The following is a 17286-nucleotide window of genomic DNA, read 5'->3' on the forward strand; positions in this document are numbered from 1 at the left end:
ACAAACTGAAAGACGGGCATTAAACCCGTCTTCTTCTTCTGGCTTTTGCTTTAAGATTTTTCCTTAATAATAGAATAAAGATCCCAAATAAAAATATCGTTAACCCGACTCTGCCATAGTACCCAGTTGTCTCTTTCTCAGGCTCTTTATCTGTTTTCAGCTGGCTTGAAGCCACTTCATCTTGTTTGTCTTCCAGAAGCTTTACAGATTGAATGATCCTTCCGTCATCACCCTTAATCTGCAGCTTTCCTTTTGCTGTAATTTTTTCTTCGTAGTTTCCTTTTGGCAAAGTTATGGCTACATTTTCACCGCCAGTTGTATAGGTTTTTCCATCAGAAGGAAAAACGTCAGTGCTGCTCAGTGTCGCAGTTTCAAAGTTGCCGAATCCATAGTTCAAAAGTTTTTTTGTATCATTATAAATATCCCGCTTGAAATCAGCCTTTAACACAATGGCCGTTAACTTTATTGAATCATTCTCTGCAGAAGTGGCGAGGGTCTGTTTAGCTTCATCTACGAAACCGGTTTTTCCCCCTGTTACTCCTTCGAATGGAACCTCACCTTTAAGCATCCTGTGATGAGTATAGATGGTGGTGTCCCATGACTTTCCTGTCCACTTCAGTTCCTTTGTTCCATAGATTTCTCTAAAGGTCTCATTTTTCAGGGCGTAATTAGTTAATTTTGCAAGGTCCCCTGCCGTTGTATAGTGGTTTTCATCATACAGACCGTGAGGGTTAACAAAGTGAGTATTTTTTAATCCTGCACTCTCTTCAAGATAGCGATTAAGATTCTCTGAGAATGCTTTCATATTGCCGTCCAGATGCTCAGCAATGCTCCAGGCAGCATCATTTCCTGAATTAATCAGCATTCCCTGAACGAGCTTTTTTAAAGGCACTTTTTCTCCTTCTTCCAAATAAACTCGTGTTCCTTCAACCTCTGCTGCTTTCTTGCTTATAGTTGCCATGTCATTTAAGTCTCCATTTTCAATGGCATATATGGCTGTTGCTATTTTCGTCAAGCTGGCCGGGTACATCTTTTTATCCTCATTTTTTGCATACAGAACAGTACCTGATTCAGAATCTGTTACGATTGCGGCTTCACTGATAATTTCAGGGTCTTTTGTTTCCTCAGCTGCTGTATATGCAGTCGGAAAACTGAATAATAGCAGGATGAAAGCAAGCAATTTCTTCATGAATACACATCCAATTCAAACCGATAATCAATACTGATTGTACCAGACAATTCATGCATACTTATATCAAATTTATAAATTGTTACATAATTGAAAATTTAATGCCGTAATTTGAGAAGATTGATAATGAAAGGAAATTACCTGCTTTTATCTTTTCCAAAACAACAAGAGCCTAAAATTTTGAAAAACAAAAAAGCAATCCAATTGGACTGCTTTTTAGCTTGAACATCCGCCGCCACAGCTCGAACAGCTGGAGCCGCCTGAATCATGTCCTCCTCCTGAATCATGATCACCATGGCTGCTGCATGAGAAGCCGGAGCAGTAAACCATTCCAGCAGCACTGTCTTTTGCGAGTTCCGGGGGGAGAAGTTCGTTCATATTGTCCTCGAACCCATCTGGTTCATAAACCGAAAAATACACGGCTGGAAACAACAGATAGGAATACTGGCTGACAGAGCCGGGCTTAGTAAATTCCAGCGGCTTTTTCCCAAGCTTCACTGATTCTGCTTCAGAAATTTCATCCTTCAGTTTTTCTATAATTTTCTTTTTCAATTCAAGCCAATCGTTTCCTGCCTTGAAATACTTATTTAACAGTTCAGTCTCATTCATCCTTCCAAAATCGTCAAGTATTTCCTTTTTTATTGGATTTTGCAAAAAGCTTCCCCAAATTCTTCTGCTATTATGGCCTGCTTCAAAAAGGGTTAAGTACACCCAGTCAAAAAAAGCCCTTTCACCGGGAATTGGGGTGCTATCCATATTTGGGGAATGGTGCAGGTATTCACCGAAGAAGTTTTTTGAAAACTGATCATATTCACGAGTAAACATTAGCATTTCATGCCATATTTCGTCCGCTTTACTGCTGAACATAGGCACTGTTTTCAATATAGCATTCATCACAAAATATCTTTTTAACTCGAAAAATGCCCAATTATATGCGTAGTCTTTCCATTTTGGGTGCACTCTCAGCACACGATTTTTTATATTCTCCCTGTACCCTTCAGGCAACGATTTTTCTAATCGTTGAATCATTGGCAGATAGTCGTCTGACTGAATTCCCAGATGTTCAGGAAATGGCTCATCTTTAATAAAGGGATCTCCTTTCGAACCAGTCACCAGAACTTTAATGACTATGGCAGCGAAAATCACACCAAAAGTAAACAAAAATATCTCCATAGAACCTCCCCCAATTTATATATATGTTTCAATTATATATGAAATTTACAATATTTAGCAGGGGTGGTTTTTTTAAAAAAATAAATCGCCGAATAAGGCGGCATTGCTAATTTTTTGTCTTCATATAAAAACGCTTTAAAAATTCTACATAAATATCATCATGAACAAGCCATGCCTGGTATTTTCTTTTAATAAAATTTTCTGCCTGCTGAAAGTTCTGATAGGATTCGCGGACTGGCTTTCCGTTCATTTCCAGGATCCAATTGTCCTCGCCTGCAGCAAAAATAAAAAATTTGTCTCCTTTCTTATTTTCGTAAAGTGATCCCTGCATAGAACTTTTATTATTGTATTTGTTCCTGAATGCATCCTGCCTCATGGGATCCAGAGGAAAAATATCCTGAACGAATAGTTTATAAGCATCTTTTGCCATCGAACATCCTGATGCTTTTGCATGTCCGCCCCCTCCAAACTTTCCGGCGACGGCAGATACATCAACGTGGTCATGAATTGTCCTGAAACTGATTTTTTTGCCCCCCAGATTTAAGATAGCGATATAATCCAAATGGGGGAAGTCTTTGCCAAGTTCGTTTCCTAATTCAGAATGATATGATTCAGCATGGACGATGCCTGCACAATATTCACCAATGAAAGTTTGGACAATTTCCCGCTTCTTCCGTCTAACATAACGCTCAATCTTTTCCTCTTCCATTTCCAGCAATTTTTGTTCAAAATCATCAAATTCGAAATGGTCTGAGTTTATGATTCTTCCCGTCATTTTTTCTTCGAATTCTTCAATGGAAACCATAAAGAATAAATCGTTCAGATTCTTTGCTTTAATATTCTCATTTTGATCCCATTCCCAAGTATCATACTGGCGGACAAGTTCAACGAATTCGTCCAGAGCCTGGGATGATTTAATCAGTTCATGTTCCAAGAGATACTCATACAGCAAGGAGGTTGCAGCGGTGAGCCTGCCATCATCATATTGAACCTTCACTCTGCCCCAGCTGTAATCATTAAAGTGCAGGGCTGTTTTGTGATGGTCAATTAATCTGACTTTGCCGCCGCCTTTTTCCAGATCATCAAGCCTTATCAAGTTTTCATCATTAACAGATAAATCCGTGATAATTAAAAAGTCATCCTTCAAATTCTTTTCATTTTCAAACAATTTTTCAATCTGATGATCAAGTCCCATTACAGAGTTATAGCGTACCTCGACATCTTTTCCAAAAGCAATCTTGGCCACGATGCCGCATCCGACACCATCAAGGTCATTATGTGTATACAGCCTGTACAATATCAATCACCTGCTATTCTTAGACTCATTCCTCTACTAGTTTGGTTGTGCAGGAAAATTCTATGCGGAAAATCCCCGCTGCAATGAACGGGGATTTTCCGGTTAAAGCAATATATAGGCCAGAGGCGCAGCAATCAGTATCGTTAAAATTGTTCTTTCTGCCCAGATGACAAGCAGCTGCGGAATGGTGATCGGGATCTCTGTTGATAAAATACACGGGACAAGTGCAGAAAAGAAAATGATAGCTGATACTGAAACGACTCCGATAACAAATTTAGTGGCCAGTGCTGCCTCTGCTGCAAGCAATGCCGGCAAAAACATTTCAGCAATCCCCACTGCACTTGCTTTTGCTGCCAATAATGGCTCAGGCAGCTGCACTAGAGCCGTAAAAGGATAAAAGATATATCCAAGCCAGTCAAAAATAGGGGTGAATTCTGCAAGAACCAAGCCTAATAAACCAACTGACATAATGGATGGCAAAATGGACATCGTCATGACAAACCCATCTTTTAAATTATCTCTGATGTTTTTCCATAATCCCGGGGACTGAGCGGCTGTATCCATCGCTTCTTTCCAGGCTGCCTGCAGACGGGTCCCTGAAAGGGTTTCCATTGGAGGCTGCTGTCCATTGTAATATTCTTCGCTCATTGATCTAAGAGGCCAAATTCTTACTGTAATAGCCGTTACGATGAAGGTTACAGCAAAGGTCGTCCAAAAATATGTGTTCCAGATTTCCATCAATCCAAGTGTTTTGGCAACAACAATCATGAACGTTGCGGAGACGGTTGAGAATCCGGTGGCTATAATGGCGGCTTCCTTAATACTGTATTTTCCTTCTTTGAATACCCGGTTTGTAATGAGCAGCCCGATTGAATAGCTTCCTACAAAAGATGCCACCGCATCGATTGCAGATTTCCCTGGTGTCTTCCAGATTGGCTTCATAATCGGCTGCATTATGACACCGAAAAATTCAAGGAGACCATATCCAACCAGCAGTGCCAGAAAAACGGAGCCGATTGGAACGAGCAGCCCGACAGGCACGACAAGTTTGTCAAACAAAAACGGTCCCATACTCGGGTCGAATAGCCAGTCAGGGCCATATCCGGAGACGATCATTATGGCGACAAATAACCCAATCACTTTAAAAATGGAGAATACAATGTTTACTTTGTTCTTGTTCCAGGATTTTGTATAGAAAGGATAAATGGCGCCAAGCAGGATGACGAGTAAGGCATAATAAGGGACTGCTGCAGGTATGGAAGTCTGAATGGCTGTGACAATATGGTCAAGCATGATGGAGGATTTCTCATTAACGGTGACGGGAACAAAAAACATAAATAGGCCAATTGCGCTGAAAAGAAAAAATTTAACCTTATTTTTCAAAGCTGCATTTGGATTCTTGAGCTCAGGCTGGTGAGATTGATTCACTGCAGTTTCTTTTTCCATTCTCATTCCCCCTAGTAATTTAGAGGTAAGGAGCATAGTCAGCCCCTTACCTTCTGTTCATTAATGCTGTCAAAAAGGTCAGAAAAGTGTACGTACCTGCTTTCACCGTTGGCTGTGCCTGGTGATCTCTTGTTGGATCGAGGCAAACTATATCCATGGCTGCCGTTTTGGGAGAAAGTCCTGCAGCATATACCGCACTGAATAATTCTTCGGTGCTCATGCCGCCTGGTGTGGATGCGGGAACCCCAGGAGCAAAGCCGATATCAAGAACGTCCATGTCAATCGTGACATAAATTTTATCCACTTTTGACTCCAGCTGCAAAAGTGCTTCTTTAACCGTTTCTTCAATTCCCCGTCTTCTGGCTTCTTTCAGCGTAATATAATTGAGTTTGTGCTCTTTTGCATACTTGATAAGTGACTGGCTGTTAAAAAAGCCATGAAGTCCAATATTATAGACATTTTCCCCTTTAATCATGCTGTTCTGAATCAGGTTGCGGATGGGTGTCCCATTTGTCGGCCCATGGTCTTCAAGGCTCCTGAGATCAAGGTGAGTATCCAGCTGGAGAATGCCGATTTCTTTTTCAGGCTCCAGTTCTTTCAGGCCGCTAACAAGCATGGCTGTAATGGAGTGATCTCCTCCAATCGCAATTGGAAATGAATCAGGAAATTGTTTACTTATTTCTTTTATTGTCTGTTTTATATTGGAATGGCATTGCGGAATATCCGTGAAATGCATTTTTACGTCGCCAAGATCTGCAACTTTAAGTTCTTGAAGATCACATTCAAAATCCAGATTGTACGTGGAAAAGCCTTTCCAGGATCTCCTGAATGATTCAGGGAATTCAGATGCTCCTGATACGCTTATGGATGAGCGGGAAAGAGGGACACCGAAAAGCACGACATCCCATTTTTCTTTTTTTAACTCCTCTTCCCTCTGGATTTGGCGAATCCATTCATTCACCTTTACATCAGTTCCTAATTCGGCTTGCGGCCAAAAGAACCCGGGAGGATTTATTGTTGGCAGCATAAGCTTCCTCCTTTAACGACCACTTTTCCATTTTTAATCACTGTGTCTGTATGGTTCATTCCGTAGTGATATTGCATTTGCATGTAGTTCGGTACATTGAGCAGAAGCAGATCAGCCTTTTTCCCGGCTTCAATGCTTCCCACTTCTTTAGCCCGATTGATGGCATGTGCTGCATTAATTGTAGCGGCTGTAATGGCTTCTGCCGGCGTTAAACCCATGTGCATGCAAGCAAGATTCATCATAAAAGGCATGGAGCAGGTTGGCGAAGAGCCGGGGTTGCAATCCGTTGATAATGCAACTGGCACACCTTTATCGATCATCCGGCGGCCCCTGGCGGCTTCAGTCATCAAGAAGAAAGCTGTGCCTGGAAGAAGCACACCGATTACTCCCTTTTCAGCCATCATTTCCATGCCTTTATCAGATGCTCTAAGCAAATGATCTGCAGAGATGGCACCGACTTCAGCGGCAAGTTCCGCCCCCTCATATGGTTCGATTTCATCAGCATGGATTTTAGCTATCAGTCCAAGCTTCTTCCCTGCTTCGAGCAGCTTTCTGGACTGTTCTGGAGTGAATACGCCCCTTTCACAGAAAATATCGTTGAATTCGGCAAGCTTTTCTTCTGCTACTTTTGGAAGCATTTCTTCAATGACCAAATCAACAAAAGCGTCTGGATTCTCTTTGTATTCTGCAGGAACGGCATGTGCACCCATAAAGGTGCGGACAACATCCACCGGATGCAGTTCGTCCGCTTTCCGGGCTGCATTCAGCTGCTTGCGCTCCGTTTCCCAATCCAGACCATATCCGCTTTTTGCCTCTATTGTGGTTACTCCGTGTTTAAGAAAACGATCAAGACGGACAAGGCTCGCTTCTACCAATTCCTCTTCAGATGCTTTTCTGGTCATTGAAGTGGTGGCGTGAATTCCGCCGCCATTGTTCAAAATTTCCATATATGTCGCCCCGTTCAGACGCATATTGAACTCCTCTTCCCTGCTGCCTGCATAAACTAGATGTGTATGCGGATCAACAAGTCCTGGAAGGAGAATTTTCCCTGAGGCATCAATGATTTCAGCATCCTGAAGCCGGCTTTGATAGTCAGCTTCAAGTTCCGCTGTTGTACCTGCTGATTTGATAATGTCTTCTTCAATCCATACCGCCCCGTCTTCAATGATGTGAAGTTCGCTCATTTTTTCTCTTGTCAGGGGCTGCCCGGAGCTGCCCTTTAATGTGATCATTTGATTTGCATGTTTTATAAAAATAGGTTTTGAGTGCATAATGTGCTCCTCCTTAAAAAATGGAAGTTCCAATCCGCAAGAATCACGGATTGGAGTGCTTCCTATTAGAAAATATAAATGTTATTTGCCAGTTTAAGAGTTTTCTTTGCTGAATTGACTGTCTTATTTGCAAATTTGAATGGTTTATTTGCTGATTCGGTTTTTTCTTTGCTGGTTTTCCGCTATTATTTGCTAAGTTCATAAAATACAATAGAAGATCTTTATTTCATCATCGGAATGTTTACGCCTTTTTCTTTTGCTGTTTTGATAGCAAGATCATAGCCTGCATCAACATGGCGCACAATTCCCATGCCTGGATCAGATGTAAGTACCCGTTCAAGGCGCTGTTCTGCTTCCTTTGTTCCGTCTGCCACGATGACCATTCCTGCATGAAGTGAGTAGCCCATTCCTACCCCGCCTCCATGGTGGACGGATACCCAGCTCGCACCGCCGACCGCATTGATCAGTGCATTCAGAATTGGCCAGTCTGCCACTGCATCACTGCCGTCCTTCATGCCTTCTGTCTCACGGTTTGGAGATGCAACGGAACCAGAATCGAGATGGTCGCGCCCGATAACGATCGGTGCTTTCAATTCTCCTTTTGCCACCATATCATTAATTATTTTTCCAAATTTGGCGCGCTCCCCATATCCAAGCCAGCAAATTCTTGATGGCAGGCCCTGGAATTGGATTTTCTCCTGTGCCATCTTGATCCATTTGCAAAGATGTTCGTTATCTGCAAATTCGCGCAGGATTACTTCATCTGTTTTATAGATATCTTCAGGATCTCCTGATAATGCTACCCAGCGGAAAGGCCCTTTTCCTTCACAGAATAACGGTCGGATGTAGGCAGGCACGAATCCAGGAAAATCAAAGGCTTTCTCGACACCCTCATCTTTTGCCACCTGGCGGATATTGTTTCCGTAATCAAATGTGACTGCACCTTTCTTCTGCATGTCCAGCATAGCCTGAACATGGACAGCCATGCTTGCTTTTGATTTCTGAACATATTCAGCAGCATTTTCCTTTCGCAGAACAGCTGCTTCTTCTAAAGAATAACCGATCGGAACATAACCATTTAAAGGATCATGTGCAGAAGTCTGGTCAGTCAGGACATCCGGGATGAAGTTCATTTCAAGCATTTTTGGCAGAATTTCAGCTGCATTGCCTAATAGACCGATAGAAAGCGGGCGGCCTTCATGTTTTGCCTCTGATGCCAGTTTAATAGCCTCTTCAATTGAATATACTTTTGTATCCAGATATTTGGTTTCAAGCCTGCGGTCAATGCGGTGTTCATCCACATCAATTGCAATGCAGACACCCTCATTCATTGTTACTGCAAGCGGCTGAGCGCCACCCATTCCGCCAAGGCCTGCAGTTAAAGTAATGGTCTGTTTCAGTGAGCCGGAGAAGTGCTGTCTGCCAAGCTCGGCAAATGTTTCATAGGTTCCTTGTACGATTCCCTGGCTTCCGATGTAAATCCAGCTTCCGGCTGTCATTTGGCCATACATCATCAGGCCTTTCTTATCTAGCTCATGGAATGTATCCCAGTTTGCCCAGGCAGGCACTAGATTCGAGTTGGCGATCAACACTTTTGGTGCATCTTTATGTGATTTAAATACCGCAACCGGTTTTCCAGATTGGACAAGGAGTGTTTCATCGTCTTCTAATTCATGCAATGTTTTTACAATCGCGTCATAGCAATCCCAATTTCGCGCTGCTTTCCCAATGCCGCCGTAGACAACCAGTTCTTCTGGAATCTCTGCAACTTCTTTGTCTAAGTTATTCATAAGCATGCGGAGTGCTGCTTCCTGAATCCAGCCCTTAGCATGAAGCTCACTGCCTTGATAATTTTTAATTTCTCTTTTTGTTTCCGCTTTCATTGTTATCCCTCCAATATTAACTCATATTTAGATTTTATAATGAGAACTATCTGAAAAGTATAATAATTAAATTTGATTTTTTATAATTTTGTTAGATTTTTATAGTGTTTTTTTACAAATTTTATATAAATATTAGTATTTTTATAATTAGAACAAAAAATAAACCCCCGTTTACACGGAGGTTTTATGCATGCTCTTTCTAAAATGATTTGGCGGCATTCCTTTAATCTTACTGAAAACTTTATTGAAATATTGCTGATTGCGGAAACCGCACACAGACGCGATTTCCTTAATGCTTATTTCTGATTCAAGCAGCAGCTTGGCTGATTGCCTTATCCGGGTTTCATTAAGCAGCTCCCGGAACGACTTGCCGCATTTTTTTGCAAGCATGGAGCTGATATAATTCGGGTTTCGATCTGCATATTCAGCTGCCCTTTCAAGCGTAACCTTAGGGTCCCAGTAATTCGTCTCTATAAAGAATAGGACTCTGTCAGTAAGTTCCAGCTTCAGCTTTTTATCAGAGCGTATGGTTTCAAAAATATAGGAAATGAAGCTAATCATTTCGTTAATGACCCGGTAGATCAAGGGCGAATATAGAATAGTCTGAAATAAACGAAGATACTCTTCCTCCATTTTCCCGTCTGCCAGCCGGAACGTCTTCATATGCCTGCGAATTTGCGCAAGAATACTGGTCAGCCGAATTCTGATGAGTCCTGGTTCCGGATAAGGGTCTGCCAAAATGAGAAACTCCTCGTAAAACCATGACTTTAGCGCTTCTAAATCAGACTGATTCAGGAAATCAATCCATCTGCTTTGTTCCTCGGGAGTTAAGAATGGATCAATCGAAAGCCACTTAGGCAATGAGTTCTCCTCAATTACCTGATTAAATCCCCTGTAAAAAGTTAACTCCATCAGTTTCCTGTTCGCAAGATAGTGGCTTCTGACGGTTCCGCCGTCCTCCTGACCAGTATAAATGCTGATGGCAATTTGTTCTGCTGATGTTTCCTGCCAATCTCTCATAAATCTGAGGCTCTCCTCTTTCCAGGCCACATCAGATTTTTCAGCAATAATCAAAATCATATCACTCAAAATAAAATAGTGAACTGTTTTTTGGAAAGTATAGCTTTCAAGAAATTTATATAGCTTTGGAAGCTCCAGCGTATTTTCAGTCTTAATTCCGATAGATACAAGTGGTTTAGCCGAATCAGATCTTTCTATAAATAAATCCTGGTAATTGAAGTCTTTTTCAGCTTTCTGACTGGGATTTTGTTCAGCAGCCCGAATAGTCATCTGATTACGCCTATGAATCTTTCTCGCTGATTTTAATAAAATATCTGCTGAAATCGGCTTAAGTATTAAATCGGATACACCCATGTCGATGGCTCTTTTTGCTTGTGAAAAGGTCGCTTCCATTGTTAAGGCAATCAAATCCGGCCCTATGATCTGAGTGGTTTTTAAAAATGAACCATAATTTTCTTCATTTATTAGATCAAGTTCAAAAATCAATAGGTCTGGCTGAAAAGTTTCAAGCTTCTTAATAAGCCCTGATTCATTTTGGGCGGACTCTACTTGCCATGCGTTCATAGAAGATTTAAGAAGCCACTCTATGCCTTTTGTATCGTACTCATCCCGATTGGCCACAAGTACTTTGTACATGCTGCCACATCCTTTTTTAATTCTATTATGAAATAATATTTTGGCAAATGTAAAGAAATTATCGTAATAATCTCAGAAATATTAGACAAGTTATGATGCCCTTCCTGCATATCTATATATGGACAACCAATTAGGAAGGAGTATGAGCATGCCTTTTGTTGTATTAAAGAAACGCAGCATCATTGCATTTGTCATCATATTTTCAGTCATCGTTTCTGCATCAGTATGGTTTTTTTCAAAGTCTGATAGTATGACGGTATTCAACCAGACGGAGGGAGAAAAAGTCCGGGAAATTCACATGGTTACAGGAGAATTTAAAGCCAAGCTGCCTGATGGCAAAGAAATCGAAGCTTATCGCTGGGATCCGGGAACTATTTTTCTGGAAAAAGGTGAAAAGGTAAATCTGAAGATTTGGGGAGTCAATGGAATGGAACATCCATACATCATAGAAGGAACTGATATTAAAGGTGTGGTAAAGAAAGCAGAAGAAACGGTGGTCCCTCTTCAATTTGATAAAGAAGGCGTTTACCGTCTGGTGTGTCTTACTCATCCGGATAAGGATAATAGCGGACCGATGATTGCTTATATTGTAGTAGACTAATGGGAAAAGCAAAAGCACCGGATTATCCGGTGCTTTTCTTCTTACCTCCCAATAAACATCTGTGTCCAGTAATGTCCATAATAACCGCCCTGTGCATATCCCACTCCGATTTCTGTGAAATTGGCTGATAGGATGTTCTTGCGGTGACCTTCGCTGTTCATCCATGCTGTTACAACTTCCTGAGGTGTTTTTTGACCTGCAGCAATGTTTTCTCCAGCGGTTCTGTAAGTTATTCCAAAGCTCTTCATCATATCAAACGGGCTTCCGTATGTAGGAGAGTTGTGATCGAAATACTTCTTATTGATCATATCCTGAGATTTGTATCTTGCCACTCTCGCAAGCTCCCAATTTGATTTTAGAGGCTTTAACCCATATTTTGCCCTTTCCTGGTTTACGAGCTGAACTACCTGCTCTTCCACACTTGTGGTAGCTTTTGATAAAGCAGGAATATTCACCTTTTGTCCAGGATAAATGAAGTTCGGATTTGAAATCTGCCCGTTGGCATTAATGATTTCAGGAACTCCCACCTGATACTTCAGGGCGATCTTCCACATTGTATCCCCTGGCTGAACAGTATGTACTGTTGATGCTTTTGCATCGAAATTGAATCCAAAGACAAGTGCGACAGACAACATTAGAATGAATGAAAGTTTTGATAGTGTTTTCATATTTATATTTAATCAAAATCTCTTATTCTATTAAACAGGTAATTGTTGGCGCTGATTGTAAGAATTTCATGATCTCCTCGTCACTTTTCTTCAAGTTGGATTTTCAATCTCTATATAACAGTTCATAAATACGAGTGGTTTTATAGTACACATAAGCGTTATTAAATACAGTTTTACTATATTTCACAATACGTTCAAAAAGATTGTGATTTATTTCACATTATATCTGTTATATTGAATGTATAGTTAAGTTGTAATAACTGTTATACACATTGATTATATGAGGTGAACGAATATGGAAAGTTGGAATGGCTTTAAAAAGGGCATTTGGACACATGAAATTGATGTTAGAGACTTTATTTTGAAGAATTACTCACCTTTTTTCGGGGATGAATCATTTTTGGAGGGTCCAACAGAAGCTACTTCTTCATTATGGGAACAAGTAATGGATCTCACAAAAAAGGAACGTGATATTGGCGGCGTGCTCGATATGGACACAGAAATCGTCTCAACAATTACTTCACATGGGCCTGGTTACCTGGACCAATATAAAGAAAAAATTGTGGGTGTTCAGACTGACCGTCCGTTTAAGCGCTCTCTTCAGCCATTTGGCGGAGTCAGAATGGCTGTGGCAGCTTGTGAAGCATACGGCTATGAAGCCAGCAAAGATATGGAAAAGATATTTACAGACTATCGCAAAACACATAACCAAGGCGTGTTTGATGCCTATACCGATGAAATGAAACTTGCCCGCAAAGCCGGCATTATTACTGGCCTGCCAGATGCATATGGCCGAGGGAGGATTATCGGTGATTACCGCAGGGTTGCTCTTTATGGAGTTGACCGCTTGATTGAAGCCAAAAAAGCGGATTTGAAATCAACTGCAAGTGTGATGACGGAAGACAATATTCGCCTTAGAGAAGAGATTTCAGAACAGATCAGGGCTCTGGATGAACTGAAGGAGCTGGCAAACAGCTATGGTTTTAATATTTCAAAGCCTGCAGGAAATGCTCTCGAGGCTTTCCAATGGCTGTATTTCGCCTATCTTGCTGCCATCAAAGAACAAAATGGAGCAGCTATGAGCCTTGGCCGTGTCTCGACTTTCCTTGATATTTTCATAGAAAGAGATATCCAGAACAGCATGCTTACCGAGAAGGAAGCCCAGGAACTGGTCGATCACTTTGTCATGAAGCTGCGCCTTGTTAAATTTGCGAGAACGCCTGACTATAATGAATTATTCAGCGGCGATCCTACATGGGTTACAGAGTCCATTGGCGGGATGGCTCTTGATGGCCGTCCGCTTGTTACGAAGAATTCTTACCGGTTCCTTCATACTTTGAATAACCTGGGTCCAGCACCTGAACCGAATTTAACAGTATTATGGTCCAGCAAGCTTCCGGAGAACTTCAAAAAATATTGTGCAAGGATGTCAATAGAAACAAGTTCAATTCAATATGAAAACGATGATATCATGCTTCCTGAATATGGGGATGATTATGGAATTGCCTGCTGTGTTTCTGCAATGGCGATCGGAAAACAAATGCAATTTTTCGGTGCAAGAGCAAACCTTGCAAAGGCCCTGTTATATAGCATTAATGGCGGAAAGGATGAAAAACTTAAGCGTCAGGTCGGCCCTTCCTATGCCCCAATTACCTCAGACATCCTTCAATATGAAGAAGTGATGGAGAAGTTTGATTTAATGATGGAATGGCTGGCAGATCTCTATATTAATACTCTGAATATCATTCATTACATGCATGATAAATATAGCTACGAACGGATCGAAATGGCTCTGCATGACTCCGAAATTCTCAGAACAATGGCCACTGGCATTGCGGGTCTGAGTGTAGCGGCCGACTCACTGAGTGCGATAAAATATGCAACTGTTAAGGCAATCCGTGATGAGAACGGGCTAGTGATTGATTTTATGACAGAAGGAGATTTTCCGAAATACGGCAATAATGATGATCGCGTTGACAGCATAGCTATAGACCTGGTTGAACGGTTTATGAAAAAACTTCGCAAGCATCCGACTTACAGAAACTCTATGCATACGATGTCTATATTAACCATTACATCCAATGTGGTATATGGAAAGAAAACCGGCAATACGCCTGATGGACGACGTGCCGGCGAGCCATTCGCCCCGGGAGCAAATCCGATGCACGGGAGAGATACGAAAGGAACGCTTGCTTCCCTGTCTTCTGTTGCAAAACTGCCCTACAAGCATGCGCTGGATGGCATCAGCAACACCTTCTCCATTGTCCCTAAAGCACTCGGGAAGGATGCTGATAGCCGTATCCGCAATCTGGTATCTATATTGGATGGATATGCCATAAAGTCTGGACATCATCTAAATGTAAATGTATTTAATAAAGAAACGCTTCTGGATGCCATGGAACACCCGGAAGAATATCCACAGTTAACCATTAGGGTATCAGGCTATGCTGTGAACTTCATTAAGCTGACTAAGGAGCAGCAGCTTGACGTTATCAATCGAACATTCCATGAATCAATGTAACCAATAGGATGGCGGGCCTTTATAAGAGGCCCCCTCTTCAAAAAAAGTTTGAGCAATGGTGCTGTGGCTGCGCCGGTTGCCTTTTGGAAAGGAAGATGATGATGTACGGCAACATTCATTCAATTGAGACATTCGGTACAGTAGATGGGCCTGGCATTCGTTATGTCATTTTTACACAGGGGTGCCTCCTTCGCTGTCAATTTTGCCATAATGCGGACACTTGGGAAATTGGGGCAGGAAAACAAATGTCCGTTTCAGAAATCATGAATGATCTGCAATCTTATCTCCCTTTTTTGGCGGCTTCCGGAGGCGGCATAACAGTGAGCGGCGGTGAACCTTTGCTTCAGATTCCTTTTCTTATAGAACTTTTTAAAGAATGCAAGAAACTTGGCATTCACACTGCAATAGATTCATCGGGAGGCTGCTATTCCACCTCCCCGTTTTTTCAAACCCAGCTGAAAGAGCTCCTGGAATATACGGACCTGGTGCTGCTGGATTTGAAGCATATTGATAGGGATAAGCATAAAAAACTGACAGGACTTACAAATGAGCATATACTTCAATTTGCCCAGTATCTGTCTGATAATCAGGTGCCGGTATGGATCCGCCACGTGCTTGTGCCTACAATATCTGATGATGAAAGTGATCTGGAACAGCTGGGGCGTTTCATTAAAGAGTTGAATAATGTGAAAAAAATTGAAGTTCTTCCCTATCACAAGCTTGGTGTTTATAAATGGGAAGCGCTCGGATTGGAATATCCGCTGAAGGATATTGAGCCGCCAAGTGAGGAAAAAGCAGCATGGGCTTATCAGCTTTTGACTGGGTTATAAAAAGTTGGTTTTGATTTAGGATTTTAGATACAGCGTTTTACGTGGTTTGCCCCAATTGCGATTGGGGCTTTGTTTGTATCTTGTATTTGTTCGTTTTTGCAGTATAGGTGTCGGGTTCTGACTCAAAACCGCGAACGGATGGTCGTTGTGTCCGAAGCTGGCATGGGTTCGGACTCAAAACCGCGAACGGATGGTCGTTGTGTCCGAAGTTGACTGGTGTTCGGACTCAAAACCGCGGACGGATGGTCGTTGTGTCCGAAGTTGGCATGGGTTCGGACTCAAAACCGCGAACGGATGGTCGTTGTGTCCGAAGTTGACTGGTGTTCGGACACAAAATCGTTAACGGATGGTCGTTGTGTCCGAAGTTGACTGGTGTTCGGACTCAAAATCGCGAACGGATGCTCGCTGAGTCCGAAGTTGGGATGGGTTCGGACTCAAAACTGCGAACGGATGGTCGTTGTGTCCGAAGTTGGCATGGGTTCGGGCTCAAAACCACGAACAGATGCTCGCTGAGTCCGAAGTTGACCGGTGTTCGGACTCAAAATCGTTATCAGATACATGCTGAGTCCGAATTTAGATTGATTTCAATATCATTTCACCCTCTTTCTAAGCTATAATTTAATTGAGGTGGATAAATATGACAAATTTCTTGAAAAGGCCTAAATGGCTATGGTTTGGTGTACTTACATGCTTGATTCTGCTTTCCAACTATACTCTATATAGAACCACCCTTTTTGATCCGGTTCCTGACGAAGCGGCGGTTGGCTCCCTGCTTGATTTTCTGGTCGTTGTACCGATATTGGCGTATTTCCTCGTACTGCGCAAGAGATATTCGCTGAAGTATTTAGGAGCAGTCATTTTAGCAGGATACGCTGCTGCTTATTTAATTATCCCTGCCAGGCATTTCCTGCAATTTCCCTTTTTGCCCTATTTAATAGTTTTTTCCGAAATGCTTTTTATTGGGCTGGAGCTGTTTATTGCCTATAAGATTCTTACTAAACTGCCAGGACTTTTAAGAGAATATCGCAGGCTGAATGGAATCAATTCGCTTTTTCTCTTTAATGCTAAGAGATCGGCGGATAAGTATTTACCCAATCATAAAATAGGGTCTGTTTTTGTGACTGAATTCGCCATGTTTAATTACGCCCTGTTTTCATGGAAAAAGAAAACTTCGATAAAGCATGGCGATTCTTTTACCTACCATCAAAAAACAAGTGTGAATGCTGTTTACATCATGCTGATCCATGCGATTGCCATTGAATCAATCGGACTGCATTTCTGGCTTCATTCATGGAATGCTATTGCAGCATATATCGTATTAATAGCAAATATTTATGGTATTTTGTACTTTCTGGCCGAGATAAACGCCACCCGCTTAACACCTTTCGTGCTTACTGATTCTCACTTGCTGCTGCAGTCCGGATTCTCAAAAAGTATGTACCTTCCATTGGAAAATGTTAGAGAAATCATGTACTATGATGGACCTGAAAAGTTCAGCAGACAAGAAATGAATGATTTATTTGATGCCAGAGTGCCTGATTTAATTCAAGAAAAGCCGATGTTCGAAATTCTGCTGAAAGATCCCCAGGTTTATGAATTAATGTATGGCTTAAAAAGAAAGGCCAGCCGCATCGTGCTGAATGTGGATGAACCAGAACGGTTTTACCGGGAAATGCTGAATAGGCTGAACCAAAAGTAAAAGGAAAATCCCTTAATGGATTTTC

13 protein-coding genes are annotated in these 17286 nt (G+C 41.7%); 4 read left to right on the forward strand and 9 right to left on the reverse strand.

The genetic code is table 11. The features are described 5' to 3' along the window. Positions 1–19: 19 nt before the first annotated feature. The 8 genes from IRB79_RS13635 to IRB79_RS13670 all read right to left on the reverse strand — a co-directional run bounded on the left by IRB79_RS13635 (position 20) and on the right by IRB79_RS13670 (position 10942). The gene (locus IRB79_RS13635; protein ID WP_243503019.1) at positions 20–1189 is read right to left on the reverse strand and encodes a D-alanyl-D-alanine carboxypeptidase family protein; all 1170 of its coding nucleotides are present in this window, start codon (positions 1187–1189) and stop codon (positions 20–22) included. A 216-nt stretch (positions 1190–1405) separates the two neighbouring features. Continuing rightward, complete coding sequence (locus tag IRB79_RS13640; RefSeq protein WP_243503020.1) at positions 1406–2362, reverse strand: glycine-rich domain-containing protein; 957 nt, start codon at positions 2360–2362, stop codon at positions 1406–1408. Between the two features lie 106 nt (positions 2363–2468). Further along, a complete protein-coding gene (locus tag IRB79_RS13645; RefSeq protein WP_243503021.1) occupies positions 2469–3659 on the reverse strand; it encodes a DHH family phosphoesterase in 1191 nt (396 codons plus the stop codon). A 102-nt stretch (positions 3660–3761) separates the two neighbouring features. After that, positions 3762–5105: a YjiH family protein gene (locus IRB79_RS13650; RefSeq protein ID WP_243503022.1), complete on the reverse strand. Its 1344-nt coding sequence runs from the start codon at positions 5103–5105 to the stop codon at positions 3762–3764. Between the two features lie 46 nt (positions 5106–5151). After that, a complete protein-coding gene (locus IRB79_RS13655) occupies positions 5152–6132 on the reverse strand; it encodes an agmatinase family protein (RefSeq protein ID WP_243503023.1) in 981 nt (326 codons plus the stop codon). After that, a complete protein-coding gene (gene hutI, locus IRB79_RS13660) occupies positions 6117–7403 on the reverse strand; it encodes an imidazolonepropionase (RefSeq protein WP_243503024.1) in 1287 nt (428 codons plus the stop codon). The genes IRB79_RS13655 and hutI overlap by 16 nt, the downstream gene beginning before the upstream one ends. Before the next feature lie 221 nt (positions 7404–7624). Further along, the gene (hutU, locus tag IRB79_RS13665; RefSeq protein WP_243503025.1) at positions 7625–9286 is read right to left on the reverse strand and encodes a urocanate hydratase; all 1662 of its coding nucleotides are present in this window, start codon (positions 9284–9286) and stop codon (positions 7625–7627) included. 171 nt (positions 9287–9457) lie between these two features. Next, a complete protein-coding gene (locus IRB79_RS13670; RefSeq protein WP_243503026.1) occupies positions 9458–10942 on the reverse strand; it encodes a response regulator transcription factor in 1485 nt (494 codons plus the stop codon). 148 nt (positions 10943–11090) lie between these two features. Here IRB79_RS13670 and IRB79_RS13675 point away from each other — a divergent pair, with 148 nt between their 5' ends. Continuing rightward, entirely contained in the window at positions 11091–11543 is a 453-nt protein-coding gene (locus tag IRB79_RS13675) for a cupredoxin domain-containing protein (protein WP_243503027.1), read from the forward strand. A gap of 41 nt (positions 11544–11584) precedes the next feature. On the opposite strand, the gene IRB79_RS13680 is transcribed toward IRB79_RS13675, so the two are convergent. Beyond that, positions 11585–12097, reverse strand: a complete 513-nt coding sequence (locus IRB79_RS13680; RefSeq protein WP_019379849.1) for a CAP domain-containing protein — start codon at positions 12095–12097, stop codon at positions 11585–11587. Between the two features lie 409 nt (positions 12098–12506). Here IRB79_RS13680 and pflB point away from each other — a divergent pair, with 409 nt between their 5' ends. From pflB to IRB79_RS13695, 3 genes are all read left to right on the forward strand, one after another. Then, the gene (pflB, locus tag IRB79_RS13685) at positions 12507–14732 is read left to right on the forward strand and encodes a formate C-acetyltransferase (RefSeq protein ID WP_243503028.1); all 2226 of its coding nucleotides are present in this window, start codon (positions 12507–12509) and stop codon (positions 14730–14732) included. Positions 14733–14833: 101 nt separating this feature from the next. After that, on the forward strand, positions 14834–15562 hold the full coding sequence (gene pflA / locus IRB79_RS13690; RefSeq protein WP_243509409.1) for a pyruvate formate-lyase-activating protein: 729 nt from the start codon (positions 14834–14836) through the stop codon (positions 15560–15562). 637 nt (positions 15563–16199) lie between these two features. Beyond that, on the forward strand, positions 16200–17261 hold the full coding sequence (locus IRB79_RS13695) for a hypothetical protein (protein WP_243503029.1): 1062 nt from the start codon (positions 16200–16202) through the stop codon (positions 17259–17261). Positions 17262–17286 lie beyond the last annotated feature (25 nt).

This window comes from Cytobacillus oceanisediminis, assembly GCF_022811925.1.
Taxonomy (GTDB): domain Bacteria; phylum Bacillota; class Bacilli; order Bacillales; family Cytobacillaceae; genus Cytobacillus; species Cytobacillus oceanisediminis_D.